The sequence below is a fragment of the Pseudomonas sp. NPDC089741 genome, assembly GCF_044748825.1.
Classification (GTDB): Bacteria; Pseudomonadota; Gammaproteobacteria; order Pseudomonadales; family Pseudomonadaceae; genus Aquipseudomonas; species Aquipseudomonas helmanticensis.
The window spans coordinates 215,931-240,416 of the sequence record NZ_JBIVGT010000004.1 but is presented as its reverse complement, the minus strand read 5'-3'; the positions used below and the strand labels follow the sequence as shown (position 1 = coordinate 240,416).

19 protein-coding genes and 1 tRNA gene are annotated in these 24,486 nt (G+C 54.9%); 6 read left to right on the top strand and 14 right to left on the bottom strand.

Features of this window, described 5'->3' with window-relative positions:
* Positions 1-4: 4 nt before the first annotated feature.
* The gene (locus ACIPZE_RS06640) at positions 5-4,243 is read left to right on the top strand and encodes a DEAD/DEAH box helicase (RefSeq protein WP_400772035.1); all 4,239 of its coding nucleotides are present in this window, start codon (positions 5-7) and stop codon (positions 4,241-4,243) included.
* Positions 4,244-4,664: 421 nt separating this feature from the next.
* Here the strand turns inward: ACIPZE_RS06640 and ACIPZE_RS06635 are convergent, their stop codons facing one another.
* The 13 genes from ACIPZE_RS06635 to ACIPZE_RS06575 form a co-directional block, all read right to left on the bottom strand.
* Positions 4,665-4,871, bottom strand: a complete 207-nt coding sequence (locus ACIPZE_RS06635; RefSeq protein WP_400772033.1) for a ribbon-helix-helix domain-containing protein — start codon at positions 4,869-4,871, stop codon at positions 4,665-4,667.
* Positions 4,872-4,928: 57 nt separating this feature from the next.
* The gene (locus tag ACIPZE_RS06630; RefSeq protein WP_400772032.1) at positions 4,929-5,480 is read right to left on the bottom strand and encodes a hypothetical protein; all 552 of its coding nucleotides are present in this window, start codon (positions 5,478-5,480) and stop codon (positions 4,929-4,931) included.
* A gap of 1 nt (position 5,481) precedes the next feature.
* Complete coding sequence (locus ACIPZE_RS06625; RefSeq protein ID WP_400772030.1) at positions 5,482-7,140, bottom strand: hypothetical protein; 1,659 nt, start codon at positions 7,138-7,140, stop codon at positions 5,482-5,484.
* A complete protein-coding gene (locus tag ACIPZE_RS06620; RefSeq protein WP_400772028.1) occupies positions 7,137-7,535 on the bottom strand; it encodes a CHC2 zinc finger domain-containing protein in 399 nt (132 codons plus the stop codon). Before ACIPZE_RS06620 ends, ACIPZE_RS06625 begins: the two co-directional genes overlap by 4 nt.
* Positions 7,526-7,666 carry a hypothetical protein gene (locus ACIPZE_RS06615; protein ID WP_169856181.1) on the bottom strand — a complete coding sequence of 47 codons (141 nt, stop codon included), beginning with the start codon at positions 7,664-7,666 and terminating at the stop codon, positions 7,526-7,528. Before ACIPZE_RS06615 ends, ACIPZE_RS06620 begins: the two co-directional genes overlap by 10 nt.
* A 3-nt stretch (positions 7,667-7,669) precedes the next feature.
* On the bottom strand, positions 7,670-7,975 hold the full coding sequence (locus tag ACIPZE_RS06610; RefSeq protein ID WP_400772027.1) for a hypothetical protein: 306 nt from the start codon (positions 7,973-7,975) through the stop codon (positions 7,670-7,672).
* Between the two features lie 90 nt (positions 7,976-8,065).
* The gene (locus tag ACIPZE_RS06605) at positions 8,066-8,782 is read right to left on the bottom strand and encodes a hypothetical protein (protein ID WP_400772025.1); all 717 of its coding nucleotides are present in this window, start codon (positions 8,780-8,782) and stop codon (positions 8,066-8,068) included.
* Between the two features lie 85 nt (positions 8,783-8,867).
* Positions 8,868-10,154 carry a tyrosine-type recombinase/integrase gene (locus ACIPZE_RS06600; protein WP_400772023.1) on the bottom strand — a complete coding sequence of 429 codons (1,287 nt, stop codon included), beginning with the start codon at positions 10,152-10,154 and terminating at the stop codon, positions 8,868-8,870.
* 176 nt (positions 10,155-10,330) lie between these two features.
* Positions 10,331-10,404 (bottom strand) — tRNA-Gly (locus ACIPZE_RS06595).
* A gap of 159 nt (positions 10,405-10,563) precedes the next feature.
* A complete protein-coding gene (locus tag ACIPZE_RS06590; protein ID WP_064119706.1) occupies positions 10,564-11,448 on the bottom strand; it encodes an alpha/beta fold hydrolase in 885 nt (294 codons plus the stop codon).
* A 316-nt stretch (positions 11,449-11,764) separates the two neighbouring features.
* The gene (locus tag ACIPZE_RS06585; RefSeq protein WP_129390369.1) at positions 11,765-12,457 is read right to left on the bottom strand and encodes a pseudouridine synthase; all 693 of its coding nucleotides are present in this window, start codon (positions 12,455-12,457) and stop codon (positions 11,765-11,767) included.
* Positions 12,458-12,490: 33 nt separating this feature from the next.
* Positions 12,491-12,721, bottom strand: a complete 231-nt coding sequence (locus ACIPZE_RS06580; protein ID WP_129390372.1) for a cysteine-rich CWC family protein — start codon at positions 12,719-12,721, stop codon at positions 12,491-12,493.
* On the bottom strand, positions 12,714-14,201 hold the full coding sequence (locus ACIPZE_RS06575) for a diguanylate cyclase (RefSeq protein ID WP_400772020.1): 1,488 nt from the start codon (positions 14,199-14,201) through the stop codon (positions 12,714-12,716). The genes ACIPZE_RS06580 and ACIPZE_RS06575 overlap by 8 nt, the downstream gene beginning before the upstream one ends.
* 336 nt (positions 14,202-14,537) lie before the next feature.
* Between ACIPZE_RS06575 and ACIPZE_RS06570 the strand changes: the two genes are divergently transcribed.
* The 5 genes from ACIPZE_RS06570 to ACIPZE_RS06550 all read left to right on the top strand — a co-directional run bounded on the left by ACIPZE_RS06570 (position 14,538) and on the right by ACIPZE_RS06550 (position 23,248).
* On the top strand, positions 14,538-14,789 hold the full coding sequence (locus ACIPZE_RS06570) for a hypothetical protein (RefSeq protein WP_283437363.1): 252 nt from the start codon (positions 14,538-14,540) through the stop codon (positions 14,787-14,789).
* Between the two features lie 180 nt (positions 14,790-14,969).
* Positions 14,970-15,377 (top strand): hypothetical protein, encoded by a 408-nt coding sequence (locus ACIPZE_RS06565; RefSeq protein ID WP_400772018.1) that lies wholly within the window; start codon positions 14,970-14,972, stop codon positions 15,375-15,377.
* A gap of 366 nt (positions 15,378-15,743) precedes the next feature.
* The gene (locus ACIPZE_RS06560) at positions 15,744-16,793 is read left to right on the top strand and encodes a glycosyltransferase (protein ID WP_400772017.1); all 1,050 of its coding nucleotides are present in this window, start codon (positions 15,744-15,746) and stop codon (positions 16,791-16,793) included.
* Positions 16,794-16,826: 33 nt separating this feature from the next.
* Positions 16,827-17,687 carry a hypothetical protein gene (locus tag ACIPZE_RS06555; RefSeq protein WP_400772016.1) on the top strand — a complete coding sequence of 287 codons (861 nt, stop codon included), beginning with the start codon at positions 16,827-16,829 and terminating at the stop codon, positions 17,685-17,687.
* Between the two features lie 2 nt (positions 17,688-17,689).
* On the top strand, positions 17,690-23,248 hold the full coding sequence (locus tag ACIPZE_RS06550; RefSeq protein WP_400772014.1) for a calcium-binding protein: 5,559 nt from the start codon (positions 17,690-17,692) through the stop codon (positions 23,246-23,248).
* 64 nt (positions 23,249-23,312) lie between these two features.
* Here the strand turns inward: ACIPZE_RS06550 and ACIPZE_RS06545 are convergent, their stop codons facing one another.
* Positions 23,313-24,425: an enoyl-CoA hydratase/isomerase family protein gene (locus tag ACIPZE_RS06545; RefSeq protein ID WP_129390384.1), complete on the bottom strand. Its 1,113-nt coding sequence runs from the start codon at positions 24,423-24,425 to the stop codon at positions 23,313-23,315.
* Positions 24,426-24,486 lie beyond the last annotated feature (61 nt).

Here is a 24,486-nt window from a genome sequence, read left to right as displayed (position 1 = left end):
AAAGATGGCTACCGTAGGCAATCCAGTTCGGTTGAAGGTGTCAAAAAGTACCTTGTCGATGTTTTTGCGCACGAAGTGCGACAAGGAACTGTTCCTCTCATTGCACGACAAGGCAGCAATGGCCGCTGCAGGGTTGCCTGAGCCTATCAAACGTCCTGGAATCGGGGTACTAGCTGTAGAGGGGAAGGAGTTCGAGGTTGATCGAAACGACCAGCTTGTGCGGTTGTTCAGCGGTATCGTAAGTTACTCAAGGACTGTCACTCAGTACGGCAACGTTGACCTGCAAGCGTCACTGGCTGCTTTGACATTAGTTCCTCACTTCATCTTGCAGGGCCACTTCTCCATCGTCGCACAGCAGTCTACGGTTCTTTCCACCATCGGGGTGGATGCGGCCGATATCCCCTTAGTGCCACCCATAGCTGACTTCATTCCCGACATCTACTACATAAGAAATGCGGAGGCGGGAGACCAAGAGGTTTTACCAGACGGCACTCGGGGAGTGATCGACGAGCTTTTTGAGACACGTAAGGCTATTTGTATCCTCGATGTTAAGCACACGGCGGAGGCAAATCCGAGCTACTGCTCGGAAATTGCGATGTATGCGGTAATGCTTGCGAACTGGCTGCGGGCGAGACCAGAACTGGCCAACCGCTTCTTTGTTAGCCTCGACGCGCGGCTTTGGACGCGTCACAACCAAGTCGACAGCGAGCTCGACAAGCTCGAACGACGTGGTGGCGCTAGCCATCAGAGTCTCGTTGATGCACTCATGACCGACTCGGAGGATGCTCAGCTTCGGTTCTATCTACCCACTATTCGAAGCTTTTACTCGGAGGTTGCGAGAGTCGTGCAAGTGGGGCAAGTACCAGGACAGGGATGGCAGGCTCTGGACTGGCATATCTCGGGTAGTTGCAGTGCGTGCGACTGGTTAGGTGACAAGCGTCACATGGGGCCGGCCCATCGAGGCGTCGTAGACGGCAACCCCGCGCATTACTGCATGCCGCTAGCCGAGTCCACAGGCCACTTGTGCTTGGTTCCCGGCATCACGCGAGGGGCCAAGAAGGTACTACGCCAGAACACCGTTGCCGATACAACTGCACTTGCTGGCGCAACTGGCCATCCGGCCCTGCAGTTGCACACGTTACTAAAGAAGGAAGCGAAGGCATTTCCAGCACGTTCGGCTGCCATCAATTCAGGAATCCTATCGCATGATGCTGATGGTGTGATTGCCTCGCTGGTTAAATCCGCCAACATCTTGCTGTACGCAAGCGTCAATTTTGACTCCAGTTCTGGACTTCTCACGGGCCTTGCGATTTCAGGCGTCGCTACTACCTTTTCAGCCGGTGTCGCACCGCGTCGTTTTTCTCCCGTCCCCTACATCGTTGATTCAAAGTCGCTCAACGCTGAGTGGGTCGCTTTGGAGGGCTTCCTGACCCAAATCGCAAACTGGATTGATACAGCTGAGCAGATGGTCAGCGGGCAGGTGACCGGACAGATTCATTTCTGGGAGCAGCGGCAATTCCAAGAGCTGTGCAACGCTATGGGCAGGCATCTGCCGCGAGTGCTTGCCTTTTCTATGCGCAAGGCGAAGGCTCTGGCATGGGTCTTTGCGTCCGAAGATATGCTGGTGCGTCCTGAAGCGGTGGAGGCTGCGACCGTCGTTACTGTAGAGGAAATTGTGCGCCGCCTCGTCTTTGCTCCTACACGGCACGTCATCACCCTGTTCGACACAGTAGATCACTATCGGCGGGGTACGTACTCGCGCGCCATTTCCGACCCCTACTATCGAGAATATTTGAGTAACGGCATCCCGCGCGAACGCATCTATGAGCTTTGGGCAAACACCCCCCAGGTTAAGCGAGGAACGAACGTCATTCCCCGCAACACACTCATCTCTAAATACTCCGACGCTCTTGAGCGCCAGTCGCAGTCACTTGAAGCCGTATGCGAGAAGCTACGAGATGACTACAGAAATCAGTTCCGTGCAAGGGCAACGAAGATTCCGACCTCGGTGCCGGGCGGAGCAACGAAGGTTGCTTTTGACGGCAAGCTCTGGCTCTGGTGGGACGAGTTGGACTTCAATACATCGCAGTTGGATGCGCATATAAAGTTGTCTCTTGATGGAGAGCGCTTGGAGGCAACTTACGAAGCCATCGTCCTTCGCAACGGCTTTCACGTACGTGGAAACCTTTACCAGTTCACCGTTGCTCCGAGCTCTTCCGAAGCCAAGTTCAAGGAAGATTCAAAGCTAACTATTGGGAAGCTGGGTCTTCCAGGGATGCCGCTGCAGCGTGTCTACTCTGTGCTCGGGGCGGGCGCTCCGCCGTTTCCCGGCGACCCTACCGTACTTAACATGCCCCTCTGGTCGGCAGTTGAAGCGCGGCTGGTGAGCTTTGATCGGGTTGCTCATGTCGCACAGGTTGAAATCAGCTACTGGAAGGAGCCTCAGTTTGCGCAATACCTCATCCAGAACGCGTCGTTCTCTCTGCTGAACGACATATTCTTGGTTCAGGCGAAGAGTCCGGCGATTTTTAATTGGGCGGAACACAGCAAACCAATCTTGCAGGCGATTGGGACACCAACAATCGCCACACCTGATCCCAACGCGGCACGAGCGATGGGTATAAATCCGTCGTCCACACGCAGAACTGACCCTGAGACGGCTCCTGCACGTGTCTTGTGGAGCCCGGACGTACTACAGCAGCGAGTTGTCGTTCCAAAAGCAGCTGCTCTCGTCATGGCCGATGCAGCAAAGGCTACACATTCGCTCAATGACTCTCAGCGCGACGCCATTGCCCATGCCATTGAGAAAGAGTTGACAGTAATCTGGGGTCCGCCCGGAACGGGGAAAACAAATACGCTGGCAGCGATGTTGCACGCGATTGTGGGTGATGCAGTTGCAACGGGCATTCCGTTGCGTGTGCTGGTGACCGGGCCGACCTACAAGGCAGTTGAAGAGGTTATGCGCAGAACAGCGGAAATGTTGTCCGCTGACGCCAGCGCGCCCTGCTCGATGTACATGGGGTATTCCATGGGACGTACCGGCCCCCTCCCGGCAGTCCTTGCTGCGCACGTACCGTACACCAGGTTCAGCTTCGATTCGAATGACGCAGACCTTGCCTCCTGCCTAACGCAGTTGCGAAGCGGTTCGGCCGTGACAATCGTGGGGTGCCAAGTACGGCAGGGCAGACAGTTTGCAAAGCGAATTGCAGGAGCGAGTTTGCATCAAGTCTTCGACGTGGTTGTCATCGACGAAAGTTCCCAAGTTCCTGTCTCGCACGCGATAGCTTCATTTAGTGGAATGAAGGACCACGCCCGCGTCGTTGTGGCTGGTGACCACCTTCAGATGCCACCAATCACGTCCATTGAGGCTCCCGCAGAAGTTGAATATCTTGTCGGCAGCATTCAAACCTATCTGCTCGAGCGTCCCTTCACTGCCCCTCTGCAGCCATGTGTGTTAGCAACGAACTACCGCTCGGCAGATCACATCGTCGATTTCGCGCGCTCCATTGGATATCCGCAACACTTGGCGGCAGCCTACGCGAACTGCCGGTTGCATCTGCTCCAGCCGCTTCCCGGGCATGCGCAATATCATGCGGATTACCCGTGGGCAGCTTCCTACGACATCGTGCTGCAGGAAAGCACGCGCGTCGTCACCGTTTTGCATGACGACGATATCTCTTCACAGGGCAACAAGTATGAAGCGCAAATTGTCGCCAACCTCGTGTGTGGCTTACGGCACTCGGTTAGCGCAGACCTCGACAACTGGGGGCTTAACCCTTCCACTCATGGAGTGCCAGATGCACCGCATTTTTGGTCTACGTGCATTGGCATCGTGACACCGCATCGCGCTCAACGGGCCTTGGTCGTTCAAGCTCTAACCGATATTTGGCCTATGGAAGCAGACTTCATCACCGACGCGGTTGATACGGTCGAGCGGTTCCAAGGTGGGCAGCGCCATACAATCATCGTGACTTTTGGTGTGGCAGATGTCGACGTCATTAGCGGCGAGGAAACGTTCCTTATGCAACTCGAACGTACCAACGTCGCAATCTCTCGTGCGATGGCGAAGTGCATCGTCGTTATGCCGCGAGCACTTGCTGCTCATGTGCCGGAGGACAAGCGTGCACTGGAGACCGCCTTCGCCATCAAAGACTTCGTTGAGGAATTTTGTAGCTTGCGCGTGGACGACGTGCTTCAGTCTCCTGCGGGCAACCGCAGTGTTCAGGTCCGATACCGGCCCTGAGTTGTCTCCAGCTAGCAGACGTTTGAGGAGCAAAAGCATGGCGACCGAAAGTGTGAGTTCGCTGATCTCGACCTGCCGACAAGGTAAACGGCGGCAGCTTCAAACCGCACGTTGATCCTGAACATCACTCCTTCAACGCTCAGCAACTTAAGTGTTGAATGTTCGCTGAGTGGTCGCCATTTCTGGAGCCCTGCTTCGGCTTTGGGCCGATAACTGCCATTCGTGAAAGGCAGTTATCGGCCAAGAGCGATCAGTCTCGTAAGTTGAAAATCTTAGGAGGGGCGCGCGACCACGGTCCTCTGCCCGCATTCTTCACTTTCTGACGATCCTCCTACGCGCGTGCGCGCGTACTGGTCTGAAAATCATCAAAATACGCACGCATTAAGGGCTGACGAAAATCCTCCAACTGTTTCAGATACGTCTAGGGAACTGCTGAAAAATGGTTCTGGAACCGAACCACGTCACCCTCCAGCTTCTCTTCGATAGCCAGACGCACGAATTCCGAACGGTTCCCCTTGGCCGGATGCCCCCGACGAATTAGCTCGTCGATCAACTCCACCGTGCTGGCTTCCACGGACACAATCAGCCGAGTCTTGGGTGTTTCCTTGAATATCCTATTTTTGCTCATGGTTGTTGTCCTAGCGGGCGCCGCTGTTTCATGTGGGCTAAGCAGTATTTTTGGCGATCAGTTATTCACAGGAGGAGCACGCCAGGCCGGATTGCTGCGGATCAGAGATGCCACTGCTTCGGGCAATTGGTGTTGCTGTTCCACCAGGTCATGCCGGTCGAGAAAACCTTGCTTCATCAAGTAGTCCGGTGAAGCTTCCAGATGAGCGGCCACACGACGCAACCAGTCTTTGCCATCCAACACGGGCGTCTGCTGCTTTGCCAGCGTGCCGGCAAGGGCCTTGGCAATTTCCTCGTCGGTTAGCGCTCGTTGGATACCTGGCAATGGCACTACGGATAGCAGGAGAGCGCCATGGCGACGCCGGGCATCCTGCTCGACCTCTGCCGTATTCTGCTCGAGGAAGTGCTGTACGACAGCGCCGGACTTCAGAACAAGCAAGTGGAGCCAGGCCAATGGTGCGTATTTAGTCTCGGTCAACAAGTCCGTGCGGTGCTGCTGCACATAGCGCCGCACGTCGTCCGTGATGAGTTTGATAGGGCTGAGGCGAAGCTTGCCGTTGATAGCTTCAACGCTTAGGCCGCAGCCTTTGAGGTAGTCCAATGCGGCCATACTAGAACTCCTCATAGTCGGTAGCGACGACCTGAGCACCTGCTTGTTCCACCTCATCGCGGAACAAGGCCTGTTTCGAAGTCCTGAACGTCCTGATGTCCTCCTCGCGACCATTAATTTGCAGGACATCAGGACTTGCAGGACTTGAAGAAGTCCCTTGTTCCTTCGGAACAATTTCCCACTGTACCGATCCGCCAATCTTTCCGAGACACCGGCATTCGACCCCCAGCTGGCGCAGAGCCGGTGCCGCACGGCGCAGGGCATCGGCAAAACCCTTTGCCGACTTCGGCCACGCATCGCAGTACGTCGGGCGGAAATGTTCGATCTCGCCCATCAGAGCCTTTGCCGAGGCGCGACGACCATAGGGGTAACGTTCAAACCATTCCAGTACTGCCCCGGCAACCGGACTGGCGTCGATGGTGCGGGCGATGCTTTCCTGCCGGCTGGCGGTGAACTGCATCATAAATTCGGTTCCGGATTGGCCCACTGCTTTGGCGACGGCCATGCCGAGCAGTGCGAACTCCACAAGGCGAGGCTTATCGCCAGCGGGCAAACGCATAGACGGCAGCAGCGCGAGTGCCTTTGCCGCAATGTCGAGCAGCGCGCCTAGCAGCTGGCTGCGTTCGGCCTCATACGCCTGCCACAGACCGGTCACCTCGACTCGCTCACGCACAACGGGCATCTCGATACTGAGCGTGCGATCAATCAAGTCTTGTGCGGTAACGGCAGCCGAGATGCCGTTGATGCCAACAGGGCGTTTCACGTTGATGATGCTTTCGTCTGCGTCAGTGAACAGCTTGCGCTTGGCATAACCGCCGCCGGTCGCCACCGTACAGAGGGCGTCCTGAATCTGCGCAGACAGGTGACTAACATTTTCGTAGCAGACGATCCACGAGGCCCCGGCACCGACAAATACATCCTCGGCACTCTTCGGCGCAGTGCGCAAGTCGCAAGCATTGGGGTCGATCAGGCGACGCAGGGCGGTATGCGTGGTGCTCTTCGCGGTGCCCTGTTCACCCATCAGCTCGATCAACGGGAACGGAGTGTCCGGGCGCAAGCACTCGACCAACCAGGCCAGCACCAGCAAACGCTGGTTTTCGGGAATGTTGGCAATCTTCCAAAGCATGCTGATAGAGCCGTCTTTGATCGGCATCGGCAACGGTTGCATAGCCTCGGGGCGAGTGAACATCACTGCCGGCGAATCGCAGATGAACCAGCGATCAGGCTCGATGCAGATGACCCGGCTATCTCCTGGAATAGCCAGATCCAGGAAGTATTGACCGGACGACCCGGCGACCCGGATGTGAACTGGCAAGCACTGACCATCGAAGCGACCCAAGCCGGAAAGGGTGGACAGAGCCTCCCGCACGGATTGGTCGCGTGCCGACTTACCAGCGTCTTTGTAGAAGCTCGCCACAAGCCAGTCGCGGAACTGACGACCATCTACCCGACGCACTTCCCCTGTGCCGCGATCCTGCGCATAAACCTCCTTGTTCTCGTCGTGGAACAGCTCGGCGCGGGTTTGGACATAGGCGACCAGCTGCGACGCCTGGCTCTGCCGTTCGTTTTCAGTTTCATCTTCGCCGCGGCCGTCATTCAAAGAGGTCGGCTGCAGGTCGATTTCAACCCATTGCTTAGCGAAAAGGTCCACCCCAGTCATGGCTTCACCGCCAAGCGTTTGAGGCGGGCGAGGGCCAAGTTGAAGCGGGCCTGATCTTTCGAATTCAGATGCTCACCTTTCGCGAGCTGAGCATTACCAATAGCGACGACGGTGCGCTCGTGGTTGACGGCTTCACGACTTGGGCTAGGCATGCGTGGCTTACTGGCACGCGCCGGAAACAGATCGCGCAGCTCCAAGCCGGCAGCCTTAACGATCTGGGACGCATTGCAACCGGCCCAGCACTTGATGAGGACAGTGCCGTCCTGAGCTTCGCTGATACTCAGCGAGGGAGTCCGGTCGTGGTGCGCGGGGCAGCAGGCAATCCAGCGGCCGGCCTTCACAAGCTTCACTTTATCCAGAGTTGACAGCAGTTTTTCGATGGAAGTTACACCCACGGCAGCACCTCCAAAACCAGCAGCATCAGCAGCAGTTCGGCGTTGGGTGGCAACATGACCAACATGGCGAAGACTTTCTCCAGGCAAGCCGAACCCCGCGCGGCCAACTGGTCGCGTTGAAAGTAATTCATGGTTTAGTCCTTCAGGGGCGAGTGAGCGCTGGACAAGTAGTTGCTAGCGCTTTCCAGGTAAGCCACCGTTTCACGGGCGTTGAGCTTGGCCTGCAAATAATCCTCGACTTCTTTGCGCACAAAGTAGATGCGGCTGCGCCGGTCAGTACCGTCTTTCAGGGGGTTGGGGAAATTGGGGTCACGCTGACGCAGCTTGTCTACGCCGGAGCGGGTACGGTGCAGTAAGGCCGCCAGTTCTGACATGGTGATCAGTACCGACGGGCCGGCAGCCGGGATGTTGAAATGCGGATTGGGATTGTGGTGATTCATATCGTTTGCTCTCGGGTTGATCCGTGAAGCGAACGATGCGCCATGCAACTAGCCCGAAAGCTAGTAGGTAGGTACACCTAATTTTCCCACCTACCTATCAGCTGTTTTCTCGAGGAATTCACTCCAAGAGTCAGTAAATTTATTGGTTTTTTTGCTTTTAGTTTTGTATGAGCCGTAGAAAAGGATGCCTGGTTTGGTCAGACCTTGCTGCTCGAGCCAGGACCAACATGCGTCACGCGCCCCCAGTTTCCCGCTCCGGGCGGAACGCAGATTCGCTGTGGTGAATTCGCGTTGCTCCTCGAACCAGCGACGAATTTGTTGAAGGCGCTGCTCCGGCTTTGTCAGGTGTTTGCTACTTTGAGTGGAGGGTTTTATCTGATCGGCTTCACAGCTTTCAACGAGCTTCTGTTGTGCCTTTGAAGATACTACTTGTTCAAATGCCTTTCTGCTGAGCGGGAAGTCCCGTCCCGCTGCAATCGAAAACTCCACGCATTGCTCCAGTTCACCGACAGTACACGCGAAACTGAGGACTGGTGCCTCAAGGTCGCCGGATGGATGGGCGCACAGGATCGCCGCTTCCTCTGGAGTTAGGTCGGCGGTTTGCTCATGGTCGAGATTCACATATAGCCCGTTGCGGCCGATTCGAAGCCAGCCGCCAAAATTTTCTAGGTCTACTTTGCCTCCTTCGGTTGGCATCGCCATCCGGATGAAGTCCTCTCGTCCCAAGACAATGGACTTATCGACAGCATCGAAGTCCACGAATGTTTCACCGAGACCCTTGAGGTCCAGAAATTCTTCTTCGTCCACAAAGCCTCCGTAGGTGAACTGTTGCAAAGGTTGGCTAGCCGGTGTGCAGGTGATCTCTTTTCATCCGGCTTGGCAGGTAACTTGATCAAGCGAGCTTGAGCGTTACGACGTTGATTCCAGAGCTATTCACCAAGCGATCAAACTCGGCACGTTGTGCTGCAGTCATGCCCGTTTCGAGTGCTTCAAGATAGTCTGCGTACCACTGAAGCATCGAGCGACGTTGCTCCAGGTAAGCTGCCTGGTTGTAGACGCCTGCCATGCCTTGCTCTTTGTGCGCCAATTGGGCCTCAACAAAGTCTTTTTCCCAGCCATGTTCGCGCAGGAGTGTGCTAGCCGTATGTCGACTGCCATGACCTACGAGACGGCCTTTGTAGCCGACCTTGTTGAGCGTCAGGTTGATGGTGTTCTCGCTGATAACAGGCTTCTTGGCGCCGATACCAGGGAACAAATAACGTCCGCGACCTGTCATTCGGTGCAATTCGCGCAGCGCATCCAGTGCCTGTCGGCTTAGCGGGGTGACATGGTCCCGGCGTGCCTTCATTTTTTCAGCAGGAATGCTCCACAGGGCTCGCTCAAAGTCGACTTCGCTCCATTCGGCGTAACGCACAACACCTGGTCGACTTGCGGTCCACACGACAAGCCAGGTAGCCACTCGGGCGGGCGTTCGACTCGTGCTATGGCGCAGAGCTCGCAGGAAGGCGGGAAGTTCAGGCTCAAGCAGGTGAGGGTATTGTTTGGCTTTCGGTGTTGGAGCGGCGATAGCACCTAACTCGCTTGCAGGGTTGTGTTCGCACAGGCCGCGCGCGATCGCCTGGCTGAATATCTGGCGCAGAGCCACGCGGATCTTGTCGCGTGTATTCAGAGCGCCCCTGGCCTCGATGCTTTCTTGAAGATTGGCGCAGTCGCGCCGGGTGATATCGGTCAACAATTTGCTGCCGAGGGCAGGCAGAACATCGTTGTCTAAGTATCCGCGCATCAGACGCAAGGTACTGGCCGCTCGACCGTCCTGAGCTTTGCGCTGATACCAGTATTCGACGGCAGCACCAAAGGTGTCGGCACAGGCTGTTTCTTTTGCGACCCGTTGGGCGGCTTTATGCTGTACCGGATCAGTGCCGCTGGCGACCAGGCGTTTAGCTTCTCGTGCCTTTTCGCGCGCCATGGCGCCTGAAAAATCGGGATAACCGCCAAGACCGTGCCAGCTCCACTTACCGTCCGGTTTCTTGTAGCGAAGCTCCCACGACTTGGTGCCGTTTGGCTTCACGCGAAAGTACAGGCCGTCCCCGTCCTTTTCCCTGTAGGCAGTCGCTTCGGGCTCCAGGCCGGACAGGGCTGTGTCGGATAGAGGGCGGCGCTTGATATCTTTCCGCTTCATTTTTTGTATGCCTAAGTTCGTCTCTTGAATTAGCATACAAGCAGGCATACATAATGCCAAGGCATACATAGGGGTATAGGGGTATATGCAGGCATAAAAAAACCGGCTCAATAGGCCGGGTTCTTTGGGGTTTCGGTGTTTATAGGATTACTCGGGAGTACCTGAAAACAGAATGTTGGAGCGGGTAGAGGGAATCGAACCCTCGTCGGAAGCTTGGGAAGCTACTGTTCTACCATTAAACTATACCCGCTCAGAGCGGCTGACTTTGTACCAGACTCGGCCACGGATTTGAAGTTTTTCTTTTACTCATGAAGGCTTTAAATCACTGAAACCGGTCAATCGCGGGCGAGCCCTGCGGGTCGGTAAACCAAAATCCCTACCTTGCAGCCTCGCTCGCGACGACACTTTTTCAAATGGCCAGTGCATGTTGATCCTGAACAAACGAGTAACGCGTTCGGCTGGTCTGCTGTGCCGGTTTGAGAAATCCGAGCAAGGCATTCTGGCTATCGCGGCACGCGGCCTTGTGCTCCATGTCGAGAAAATGCCCGGTGGCTTGCAGCGTGGTAAACGTGCTCTGCGCCACATGGTTACCGAACAGGCGCGCATCTTCGGCCGCGGTGTATTCGTCCCATTCGCCGTTTAAAAACAGCACCGGTACGTTGATCTTTTTCGCCGCATTCAAGTAGCACTGGCGATCGCTGTGCAGCACATCGCTGATGTGGAAATGCATCTGCCCGTATTCGTGCTCGGCCAGGCTGCTGACGTGGCGATAATTGAAGCGCTTGAAAAGCGACGGCAAGTGTTTGCCGATGGTGTTGTTGACCAGATGGCCGACCCGGTCGCCGTCGCGCTGGCCGAGGTAATCGACGCCGCGTTCGAGGTAATCGAGCATGTGTGCGTTGATCACCGGCGAGAACGAGCTGATCACCGCTCTCTCTATGCGTCGTGGCTGATGGGCGAGGGCGACCAGGGTCGCGGCGCCGCCCCAGGAAAACGACAACACGTGTTCGGCGGCGAAGTGGTCGATCAGCTCCAGCAGAATCTGCCCTTCGACGTCCTTGGTCAGGTGCTTCTCGTGGCGATTGTGCGCTTTCGATCGACCCGCGTAGGGCTGGTCGTAGCAAACCACGTTGAATTGCGGGTGCAGGTTTTTCACAGTCTGTGCAAACGACGCAGTTGTGGCCATCGAGCCGTTGACCAGAATGATGGTCTTTTCTGCGGCGTCTGCGCGATAGAACTCCGTGTAAACCCGATACTGACCCTGTATATCCAGCACAGCGATTTCTGGCCTCATGTCATAAGACTCCTGGCAAGCAAGCGGGTATGCGCGCAAATAGAGATTGCACGAGCTTTGTGACAGGTAGGCATACGCCTGGAGTTTTGAAGCCCATGTCGATCCGGAACGGCAGGTCGACGGGTGTTGTTATTGGCGGGCAGTCTGCCGGGGGAGGTGGAGTCTGGTGGCTCTCCGACCGGCAAAAAGTTTCTTAGAAGTATGTTGTGACTTGTCGGTCACAATTTGGCCGACGTCCTGATTCAAGCAGGGGAGGCAGGATCGCGCAAGTGCCGTTGGTAAATTGTTCGACAACTTCTGCTGAGCGGTCGCGGGCTTAGAACAAATGAATCTCTTCGGTGCGCAAAGCGCGGTACTCGCCCGGTTTTAGCGCGCTGTCGAGCAATAGCGGGCCTATCGATTCGCGGTGCAGACGCACGACTTTGTTGTTGAAGTGGCCGAACATGCGCTTCACCTGATGGTAGCGACCTTCGACGATACTCAACCGCGCCGAGCACGGGCCGAGCAGCTCCAGCTGCGCCGGTTGCGTGGTCAGGTCCTCAAACGCAAAGTAGATCCCCTCGGCGAAGGTGATCGCATATTCCGCGCCAATCTCCTGCTCGGTCTCGACGTAGTAGACCTTCGGCAATTTGGTCTGCGGCTGGGTCAGGCGCCGGGACCAACTTCCGTCGTTGGTGATCAGCATCAAACCGGTGGTGTTGAAGTCCAGGCGTCCGGCGATGTGCAGGTCGTCCTTGTCCGGTTCATCAATCAGGTCGAGCACGGTCGGGTGTTGCGGATCGCGGGTGGCGCTGACGCAGCCCGGCGGTTTGTGCAGCATGAAATAGCGCGCCGGCTTACCGCTTTGCAGGACTTCGTCATCGACTTCGACGCGGCTGAATTCCAGCACTTCGCTGTGCGGATCGCTGACGACTTTTCCGTCAATCCGCACACGCTTTTCCACCAGCAACAGGCGAACCTGCTGACGGTTGTAGCGGGGCAGGTTGCTGAGGAAACGATCGACGCGCATGTTCAGAGTTCAGTGAAAGAAGGGCCACGCATCTTACGGGATCGAGCGCTTGGCCGCTTGCAACTGCGCCTCGACCTGCGCGCAACGCGGGCACAGGCAGGATTGGTTGCGCAGCTCTGGCGGCAACGCTTCGAGCACGGACGGATTGATAGTCACGCCGTAGCACCAGCATTCGCGATCAGCGGTGCGCGGGTCGGCCAGGCTGCAGTCGTTGCGGGCGCCGCAGGCTGGGCAATGGTCGGGTTTAACGTCGGATTCAGGCATAAGTCGAGTGAGGCATTTCCACGCAGGTGCGGTTACGGCCCGATTGTTTGGCCCGATACATCGCATGATCGGCCCGCGACAGCAGGCTGTGCAAGGTGTCATCGCGTTGCAGGGTAGTGACGCCGATGCTCACCGTCAGACTAAGTGCGTGGCCGTTGTAGGCATATTCCTGGCGTTCGACGTGTTCGCGGATCTTTTCGGCAATGTTCTGGCCGGTGTCACCGTCGGTGTCCTTCAGTAAAACGATAAATTCCTCACCGCCCCAGCGACAGACGATATCGGCGTGGCGCAGGCAGCTTTGCAGATCGCGGGCAAAACCGATCAGCACTTGATCGCCGGCCATGTGCCCGTAGGAATCGTTCAACACCTTGAAGTGATCGAGGTCGAGCAGCAACGCCGTCAGTGGTTTGGTCTCGCGTTGTGCTTCGTGCAAGGCCTGCGCGGCGAGAATGTCGAAGCCGCGGCGGTTGGGCAGTTCGGTGAGGCTATCGAGGGTGGCTTGAGCCTGGATTTTGGTTTGATAGCGCTTGATCACGCGGTTGAGCAGCGCCAGAACACTGAGCGTCACCAACAGGCAGATCAGCAGGTTGAGGTAGAGCGACTGACGGATTTCGCTCAAGGCGCCGTCTTCGCGTTTATCCACGAACAGGTACCAGTTCAACTCCGGAATAAACCGCACGTTGAGGAAATGCCCCTGACCGTGGGCGGAATATTCGTAGCTGCCGGTATGCGGTTTGGGCAACTGGCTGACCAGGCTTTTCATGCTTTCGAGTTCGCCGAGGCTCTGGCCGATGTGCGCACCTTGCGGGCCACCTTCTGCACCGGTCAGCACCAGCCGGCCAAAGGTATCGACGAAATACACGCTGCGTTGATAGCGCTGTTGATACTTGTCGATCAACTTGATCACTGCATCCACGGTCAGACCGACACCGGCCGCGCCGATAAAACGGTCGTGGTAGTCGTAGACCTTGTAGTTGATGAAGAAGGTCAGGTTGTCCTTGTTGGCCAGATCCGGGTCGACGTTGATCTCGTAGGGGTCTTTCATGTCGCGGACGCGGAAGTACCAGGCGTCGCGCGGTTCTTCCACTTTGATCTGCTTGAGCACGCCTTTGGCGTGGTAGTAGGTGAGGGTGCTGTTGGAGACGAAGAACGCGGTGTAGGCGCCGTAATGGGTCATGACCTCGTTGAGGTAGCGGGTCATCTGTTCGGGGTTTTGCTCACCGTTTACCACCCAGTCGCGCATGAAGGTGTCGCGGGACATCATCGAGGAAATCAGGATCGGCCGGACCAGGTCTTTCTGGATTTCCGAGTACACCGTGTCGGAGGTCAGCGGCAGTTCAGTGTTGACGATGTTGTCGCGGATCGATGCGCGGGAGGCGTAGTAACTCAGCAGGGACGTGGCGAGGAAACCGGCGCCGAGCAGGGCGATCAACGTCAATACCAGCGAACGTTGGGAGTACAGCGCAGATCGATGCGGCATGGCAGTTCCGTTGGCAGTGGCCCGATGGCATGCATTCTAGTGGCACGGCGCGCAAATAACTGCTCCATGTGCGGCGCGAATGGATGCTCCTGTATTCGGGGGTATTGCATCAGAACCTGTGGGAGCGAGCCTGCTCGCGAATGCGGTATGTCATTCAACAATGATTTGGCTGATTCACCGCCTTTGCGAGCAAGCTCGCTCCCACAGGGTTTTGCGAGGGGGCGAACACCGCTGATCTGAAGCCGAGCGGCACTGGGCACTTGATTGCTCCGCACCAGTCAAACGTGTGTCGGCTGCTCTGTTCCGTTGCGGCCGTGGGTCTTTCAGGAGGCCGCCATGCGTATCCCGAAAATCTTGCTCGGTGCCGTTCTCGTTTTTGGTTTGTCTGGTTGTTACTACTACGCCGGCCCTTACGACGCTTACCCCGCCACCTACTACTCTCCCGGCTATTACTCGCCTTATTACTACGGCGGTTATTACGGTCCGCGTTACTACGGCGGCGGCCGCTATTACTACGGTGGCTACGGCTACCGAGGCGGCTACGGACGGGGTTATCACGGCGGCGGATATCACGGTGGTCACCACTAATCAGCAGCTGAATGACCGCGTTTTACCGATGAACAAGGTTTCATCAATCACTTGTTTCAACTTGTTGCAGGAACGCACCAGATTCGGAAAACGCTGTCAGATATTTCGTCAGCCACCGATTAAATGGCTGTCGCCCGCCAGCGTCGCTGGTGTGGCCAACCCGCGGTCCAGGAGGCCGCCATGTATAGACGAATTCTTCTGCTTGCTGCGTTGATGTTTTCCGTTGCCGGTTGCGTCCCATACTCGTATGCGGACTCGTATTACAGCTCCGAGGTCTACACATCCCCCGCACCGGCTTACTACAACACAGGTGGCACCTATTACAGCGGAGGCAGCACGTATTACGCGCAACCCCGCTACTACCAGCCAGCACCGCGGTACTACCAGCAACCGCGTTATTACCAACCGGCACCACGCTACTATCAGCCGGCACCGCGTTATTACGAAAGCCGTCGCTGGCACGGCAATGACCGCGGCAACTGGGACGGCCATCGTCGCGGCGGTTGGGACAACGACCACCGTGGACGCGGCAACTATGACCGACACAGCGGACGTGGCGACTACAACGGACGTGGCAACCGCTGGTAATCACCCACAAACGAAAAGCGGCGCATTGAGCGCCGCTTTTTTGTGCCTGCTAAAAAATACCTGTGTTACGCCATCTCCTAGGGACTTCTAGGAAGTCTCCTACAGTTTTATTTCCAAGCATTTGTTAGCGTTTGTATATGTCAATTGATGTTGAAAAACCTCAGTTCAATGGAGATATATAAAACGGACTTTGCTCAGGTATGAAACTTCTTGTGGTTCATCAAAATTTTCCGGGGCAATTTCGTCATGTGGCTTTAGAGGCAGTTCGTCGATGTTGCGAGGTGATCGCTATTGGGCGAGATACGGCTCCCGGAATCGAAGGCGTAAAGCTGTTTCGATATCGATCATCAAAAACCAGGCAAAGCGATGTTCATGTTTTTTTTGCGCAAGTATGAGGAAGCGGTAATTGATGGGCAGCGAGTTTTCCATATTTTACAAAAAATAAAGCTGGAGGGTTATCGACCCGATGTCATTCTCGCTCATCCTGGATGGGGCGAAACACTATTCATCAAAGACGTATATCCCGATGTGCCGCTGATTCACTTTTGTGAGTTTTATTATCAGGCGCAAGGCGCGGACGCTGGGTTTGATCCAGAGTTTCCATGCGTGGAAGGAACCTCCGCAAGGCTACGGGTTTTGAACTCGATGCATCTTTTGAATCTTGAACAGTGTGATCTTGCAATTGCTCCAACACGGTGGCAGCGCAGCCTTTTTCCGGCAGCCTACCAATCGAAAATTCGAGTGATACATGAAGGTGTTGTTCAGAATTGCTCGTCACCCACGGTTGATTCGGTAACGCTGCCCAGTGGGCATGTTTTGAAAGCAGGTCAGCCAATCGTTACGTACGTGGCCAGAAATCTGGAGCCCTATCGCGGATTCCATATTTTCATGAGAGCCATTCCTCATATTCAGGCCGAGTGCCCGGACGCTCAAATAGTCATTGTCGGTGGAGATGGCGTCAGTTATGGACGAATGCCAATCGGGTATCCAGATTGGCGAACTAAGATGATGGCGGAGGTGACGTTTGATCTTTCCAGTGTGCATTTTACCGGGAAACTGCCTTACCAAAAGTACAGAGCTGTCCTGAAGGTTTCGAAAGCTCACGTTTATTTGACTTATCCCTTTGTTTTGTCGTGGTCGCTCTTAGAGTCTATGGCTTCTGGCTGTGTCGTGGTTGCATCTGATACGGCACCCGTGCAGGAGGTTATTGTTGATGGGGTGAATGGGTTGTTAGTGGATTTTTTTGACTGCAAGGCGATCGCCCGGAAAGTGGGCGGGGTTTTAAAGTCTGAAAGGGATATGCAAGAAATCGGCGACTCGGCAAAGTTGGCTGCGAGTAAGTTTAGTGTGATGGATGGGCTGAAAGGATATTTCGATATATTTGATGAGCTAATGATGATCCACAGTAATAAGTGAGCTGTTTCTGCTGTTTCAACAGGGGGCGTTGAAATGTTTAAGGTGTCTCGAAGGGATGCAGTCAGGGGGATTAAAAAAGCTGTGAAATACAGTATTTTTTTTGCCGTTTGTTATTGGATAGTAGATTTTCATCTCAAGTGGGAGGAAGCGGCGCAAGCCCGGGCGATCCGCCACAAGGAAGAAGGCGAGTGCAGTAAAAAGCTCGCCGGCATGGAGCAGGTGCCCATTCTGGGGGGCAGCTATCTGGACAGGACTCGAATCCCCGGCTTTCATTTTGGTTCCAGGCTGAAAGGCGATGGCTCCTGTATTGCGGACATTCTTGAGGGGGCGTTCTGGTGGACGGGAACCAAACTGCTCACGGCCCATGAGCAGGTTGGGAAAGAGCCGTCACCTGAATGGGGGTTCTTTAAAGTTGCGGCCAGGCTTTACACCAGAACGGAGCACAATGAGCCGCACACGATGGGTTATCGGCATAAAGAATGGCCGGATGACTTGATTATAAAACTTAAAAACTATCCGGGATTGGAGCTTTGGCTCAATGCGCCTCCGCCTCATTTTAAGAATGTCGGAAGCATTAAGGTTTTTGTAATACCTGATTGGCGTCGTCGTGATGGAACGCCACGTCTTATATATTGTGATGGTCTAAATTCTGCTAGTGATGAAGTTGTTGCGAGTGGGTTGAGTCAAACAGAATTGCTGACGTTTAGCAGGCCGGAATTGGAAAATTTAGATTTTCGAAGGCTGAATACCCGTTGTTCAGTCGAGCTTCATAGCTTCGACTTTGTCGGAGGGGATGGTCGTGTAAGTTTGGGTACCAGTTCGTTACGCGGCGCTCCTGAAGCGCTTAGGTTTGTCAGTGAGTATCTTTCTGCTTCAATTATTACAGGGAAGTAATGATGAGTTATATTTTTAATGATCTAGAAAAAACGGAAATTTTCAAAGCCGCAAATGCATGCGGCGGAATGAATTTCCGGGCAGAACATATGAGGTACGAAGCTGAGAAGATGGAGGGGGGGAACTGCACGCGTTTATACCAAGCACTATCCGATATCATTGGAAGTAAATTCAGGGGGGGTGCTGAGTTTGAGGAAGAAGTGGTAGATATAATCAGAAGCGCAAAGCTTTGGCTGGACGTCGCGATTGATGCTAATGGCGGACGGGGCGCTTACTCTGCATTGATCCGTGCTTACACATTGCGGCAAGGTGAGCTCAGGTTAAATAAAGTGTTCAGCGAAATTCAGATGCAAGAGTCGTCCAATCAGGTCGCTGTCAACTTTATGAACTCCCTGATGAACGGCTCGGTTAAATTTGATCTGCCTCCATGGACCGTTCCTTCCATCGATCAAGTCGCCGCGATTGATGCTAGTGCGATTGGAGAGGTGTTGTTTAGCAAGGAGATTGGGATAGAAGATTCTGCTTCAAGTCAAAATGCCGGCTGGTCCGGAACAATCGGCTTTAGCCTGTTAGGCGGAAAACCTCCCTATGAAACCTGGAGGCTGATATCCGCAGGTGATCCAGGTTCAGATATCAAAGGCAGTCATGAACTGGCCAAAGTTAATAGGTTGGATGATTATAAAAATATCCTGTTTGCGATGGATTCCTACAGTGCCGGTTTGAGGTCGGTAATAAAGAACTTCGGTGTCAATATGGTTGGCACTTTGTTTTCAGTGTTGCCAGAGCAAATCAACATCGGCCTGGCCAGCGGAAATATCAACCCGCTCATCCAATATGTTGTGAAAGACACCCCTGTTTCTCCCATCGTTAACCTGATTCTGCGATATGGCCTGAATGACTTTTTCGACATGTTCAGGCGTACCTACGACGGTAATTCTGCCGCGATGCCCACCACCAATGAAACCTTTGCTACTAACGCCTATGCATTTTTTTCGGCCCTTCTACCGACTCAGTCTCAAAGCATCGTTACCAGGACAATCGGGGAATACGGCAGTGCTACTGCGTGGGCGACGTTGGCTGCCGAGGCAACACCGGTCGGCGAAGCTTTGCGCAATTCGCTTAAACAGCTCAGTGAAGTAGTGATTGAACGAGCGGACGGTTACTCGGGACGGGGACTGGAGCTTTACGATCCACAAACTGGCGAAGGCGTCATTACAGAGCAATGGATTGCCGATCGTGCGCAAATGTTGGCCCGATTGATTTCCAGAACCAATGGCTCGTACGGCGAAAATACCTTGCGGAAATTTTCCTACTCGGATCTCGCCTCAGGGAAACAGGCGCCGATGTCGACGGGGGTATCAAACCCGCTGGTCATGTTTGGTGATGATGGGGGGCGATCTTTCGCAGGTGGTGCAAACGCCGATCACCTGTATGGCGGCGCGGGTAATGATTCGATCAATGGATTGACCGGCAATGACTTCGTTGAAGGGGGGCGCGGTCGTGATTCGTTAACCGGAGGCGAGGGTAATGATGCTCTTTATGGAATGGCCGACGATGACGTATTGGTCGGTGGGAGGGGCAACGACTTCCTTATCGGTGGCGAAGGCAACGATCGCTACGAGTTCTCTACCGGTGATGGAATCGATGAGATTTTCGAAGCCGGAATCGCTGGACAGATAGTGATAAATGGCCTGCCAATCCCGGCGCTAAAGCGCAGTACGCTGCTGAGCAACACTTGGTTCACTGACGATCGAGCGATTGCTGTAACGCTCATCGAAGAACTCAATGAAAGTACGTTGAACATCAAATACGGACCTGGCGATCTGATCGTCATCAAGAACTTCCAGCCGGGAATGTTCGGTATTCGTCTGCCTGACTATCAAGGGCAAACAGTCTCCTCCCCTGATCTCATCTTGCAAGGCGACTGGAAAGCCAAAGACACCGATCCTGCTACGCCCGGTGAACAAGTCTCTTACGATGAGTTGGGCAACGTCTTGGTATTGCCCAAAGTAAAACAAAGGAACAAAGCCGACGTGCTCTACGGTTCTGCAAAAGACGACGTCATTCTCGGTCTTGGCGGTTCTGATCGGCTATTTGGCAAAGCTGGCGACGATCGCCTGTTCGGAGATAAACAAACAACGCTCGAGAAAGCCTTGGCCGATGGTTCAGCCAAAGGCAAGGCAAGTCGTGGCGATTGGCTGGACGGAGGGGAGGGAGACGATCTGTTGATCGGCACGGCTTCCCGAGACGTATTGCTCGGTGGAAACAATCGGGACACGTTGGTCGGCGGAGCAGGAGACGATGTTTTATACGGTGATAACTCGACCGGGATGGTCGAACAGAATTGGAGTTTCAAGCAGGTTGAAAGACTTGTCGGCAGCATCAGTTATCACACTACCGTCTTTTCCAAAGCCTCTCCGAATGCTTCATCGGAGGGCGATAACGATGTTCTTTATGGTCAAGGTGGCCGGGACGTACTCAATGGTGGCTGGGGCGAAGATCTACTGGACGGTGGAGCTGAAGATGATCTTTTGTGGGGTGAGGGAGGGAATGACACGCTATTGGGCGGGCACGGCAACGACACATTGTCTGGCGACGATCTCGACAGCAGTGTTGGACTCCAGAGCAAGCACCATGGCGACGATTTACTGGATGGCGGCATGGGCGATGATCGGCTTGCCGGCAATGGTGGTAACGATGTGTTGTATGGCGGTCCCGGCAACGATGACCTGAAGGGTGACGATGTTGGATTGGACGGAGTTGCCGGCAACGCCGCCATTTTTTTCGGACGTGATTTGCTGGACGGTGGCGCGGGAGACGACACTCTCTGTGGCGGCGGCGCTGATGATTCGCTGTTGGGGGGCACCGGTAACGATGACCTGACCGGTGATTACCCCAACCATCCCGTTCGTTATCACGGTGATGACTTTCTTGATGGCGGTGAGGGGGATGACACCCTCAGAGGGGCGGGCGGCTCGGACACACTCATCGGTGGGTCGGGGGCAGATGCGCTGGATGGTGACGCCGCTGAATTGCAATCAGGTGGAGTCAACAATGATTACCTTCAAGGTGATGCAGGAAACGATACGCTTTTGGGCGGTTTGGGCGCCGACACACTTTATGGAGGCGCGGATAATGACGTTTTGGTGGGGGATTACGAACAAAAAGCCGAAGCGGATCATGGTCCGGATTATATGGATGGAGGTTCAGGCAATGACACGCTGCAAGGTGGCGGTGGAAACGACACATTAATTGGCGGGGAGGGAATGGACTATCTTCGCGGCGATTCAGGTAATAACGTTTTCGAGGGGGGGACCGGTAACGACTTGCTCGAAAGCGAGGACGGCGATGATATTTACTGCTTTGGCATCAGTGATGGACTTGATGTTATTAACGATCCCGGTGGCAAGAATGTCATCAGGTTTGGAGCAGGATTCTCTGCAGAAAACTTGCAAGTGGACATCATTGAGATCAATGCAGGACGGGTGTTGCGGCTGTCCAACGGAAAGGGTGATGCGGTTCTGCTCCGACGCCACGAAAACTGGCAGGGTTCGACTTTCAGCTTTAGCGATGGCGTGACTCTCAGCTATCAAGACGTCATGAAGAAAATACAGCGTCCGATAGAAGTGGTCGATCCGCCGGTGACGAATCTGGTAATGATCGAAGAACATAAAGACATAACTGAAGTCAGCAGTACGGGTGACTTTCAGGCTCCTTCAGACGGTAATGTTCTGGATGAAAACGCCGGTTCCGCCTCAGGTAATGGCGCCGATTGTACAAGTCAGTTTCTTGCGGAATTAAAAGAAAAACGTTCGACGAGCAGGCGCGCAAAGGGTTTTATTTTGAATGAAAAGGGTATCTGGGTTCGTAATCAGATAGTCACTAATGATACGGGCTTTACCACCCATACTGATCTGCTCATCGAAAGCGTCGAAAATGGAGCATTGTCTGCTACACCGCAATGGATGGGGTCTGCCGCTGACGATGCTGTGATCAGTGAACGGCAGTCTGAATCCACCTCCCAAGTCGAATACAAAAATGTTAAGGCCGAGGGAGCAATTTCATCATCGGTTCAGAAACCTTACTACTATCGTTCTGGAACGGGCAGTGGGTTTTCGTTCAAGACTGGAGACGTAATAGTCGAGGACAGAAAAGACTCAGGCGCTATTGAGGGATGGTTCATCTATCCGGCGGGAAGCTTTGGCGTTGGCGAGACTGTTCGTAAAGAGTTTCGCTGGAACGTCACGACTGAAACCATCAAACATAAAATCGTGCAGGGCAGCGATGCTGGCGGGCGAGTAAATGTCGAAGTCGGAAACCTTTTCCTGGGAGGTGCAGGGGATGATGTAATCGTCGCCTACGCCGGTTCGCCGCTCGATTATGGCGCAGTGGGGGGCAGAACACTGGGCGCCCTGCTATCTGCCGGGGCAGGTAACGATACGTTGCTTGGCTCTGAAGGCGCGGATTACCTGATCGCTGGTGCAGGGGAAGATTGGCTTTACGGTGAGGACGGTGCCGATACGTACATCGTGCAATCGCATGCTGGCGCAACGACCGTTATTGCGGACGTATTGAACCCTGTTTTTCTCCGGCCTGAAGTGGGCGTTACCGGATGGAGTGACGAATACGGAGTGCTCGACCAAGACACTGTCATCCTTCCTGATGAGGCTATGCGTGATCAACTGCAGTTAAGTTGGGGGGCGGCTCTGATTGAAGCAGTCAATGTTGAGTTGGCACCTGATCCGCATCGCGATGCCTATCGCCGTCCACTTCGGGCAAAGATGCTGTATTCGACGCTCGATATCAGATGGGGAGGATCACAACAGGTTCGGATTGTGTTGCCTCATGCTGGTGATCTGGCCGGTTCGGGTATTGAGATTATAAAGTTTGCTGATGGAACGAGCGTCAGTTTGAAGCAACTTTTAGAGTCGAGCCAGTTAAGTGCGGTGCCAGATACTTACCATCAAGGTGTAATCGTTAATAGCTCAACGCACTTCAAATCCATTCGTGAAGGACAAGCTCTCCCGCTGGTTGGAGGTCATGGCAATGACACGCTAAGCGGGTCAGGAGAGATTCGAGGCTTACGAGGTGATGATCTGTTAACAGGCAATGTTGGCGATGACATTCTGATGGGGGGTGCAGGAAACGACACGCTGTCCGGTGGCGCTGGTAACGACCTTTACAGATATGACGGACTCGGACGAGATGTCGTGATGAATGCCGGGGGCGGTACTGATGGAGTCGACTTCTCCACCTCTGGATTGTCTATTGATAACCTTAAATTTCACCGTGAAAACGACGACCTTGTCGTCGTTGTGGATTACGGCATGTCGCCGAAGATCCGGGTTTCCAATCATTTCTCAGGTGGTGATGCTGCTATCAGTTTTATAAGAGTCAACGAAGCCGGGAAGTCTGTCCGCGACTATTCCGCGAACGAGCTTTCTGGCCTGCTACATCCTCTTCCTCCGCTTCGTGACGTCGAGGATATCTTGACAAGAAATGACGAAGAGGCGTTGCAGGCACTGGCGGAAATAGTGAAATTTTACGACTTGAACGTCTAGCCACAATCGAGAGGCCTGCCCGCGATAGCGTTCGAAAATCGGCCATCGCAGGCATTGACGGGATTCAATACTGCGTCAAATCCGCCAACGGATGCCGCCCCTCCCAGACTTTGTGAAAGTGCGCCTCGACCACCGCATCCGGCACATGGTTGATGTCCGGCCAATGCCAATGCGGTTTCTGATCCTTGTCGATCAGCCGCGCACGAACCCCTTCGCTGAACTCCGGGTGCCGGCAGCAGTTGAGGCTCAGGGTGTACTCCATCTGAAAGACTTCGGCCAGCGACATGTGCCGCGCCCGGATAATCTGCTCCCAGACCAGATGCGCGGTCAGCGGTGAGCCTTCGCTCATGGTTTTCGCCGCCCGTGCGATCAATGGATCGCTGCTGTCGCGTTGCAGGCTGATGGCTTTCCAGGCGCAGGCAACGTCGCTGACATCAAGCAGTTCGTCGATCTGCTGACGGCGCGGCAGCCACTGCGCTTCGGGCATCTGCGCCACGGCTTCCTGTTGCAGGGCCTTGAGCAGACTGTTGAGTTGCATGTCGGTCTGTTCCTGCCAGTTCAATTGCAGCAAGCCTTCGATCAGTTGCGGTTGCTGTTCATCCAGCAGAAAACGATCGGCCAGATCGAGATCGATCGCATCGCGCGCGTTCATGTGCGCGCCGGTCAGACCCAGAAACAAGCCGAGCTTGCCCGGCAGACGTGCGAGAAACCAACTGGCGCCGACGTCCGGATACAGACCAATGGTGATTTCCGGCATCGCCAAGCGGCTGCTCGGCGTGACAATCCGCGTGCTCGCGCCTTGCAACAGGCCCATACCGCCACCGAGCACGTAACCATGGCCCCAGCAGATCAACGGTTTCGGATAGGTGTGCAGGCTGTAATCGAGGCGATATTCCGCGCTGAAAAACTGTGCGGCCAGCGGCGGCACTTCGCCGGGGTGGGCACGACAGGCTTCGACCAGGCTGCGCACTTCGCCGCCGGCGCAAAAGGCTTTGGCGCCATTGCCGCGCAGCAATACGCAGACGATTTGTGGATCCTTGGCCCAGGCGTTCAGTTTGTCGCTGAGGGCGTTGATCATCGGCAGGGACAGCGCGTTCAGCGATTTTTCAGCATCCAGGCTGGCGATGCCGATGCGGGCGCCATCGGTGCCGGTGAGTTCTTCGAAGTGCAGATTCATCGTGACCTCGATCGGGAATTTGAACGATCAGTATGATCGTTGTGGGGGAAAGTGCCGGATC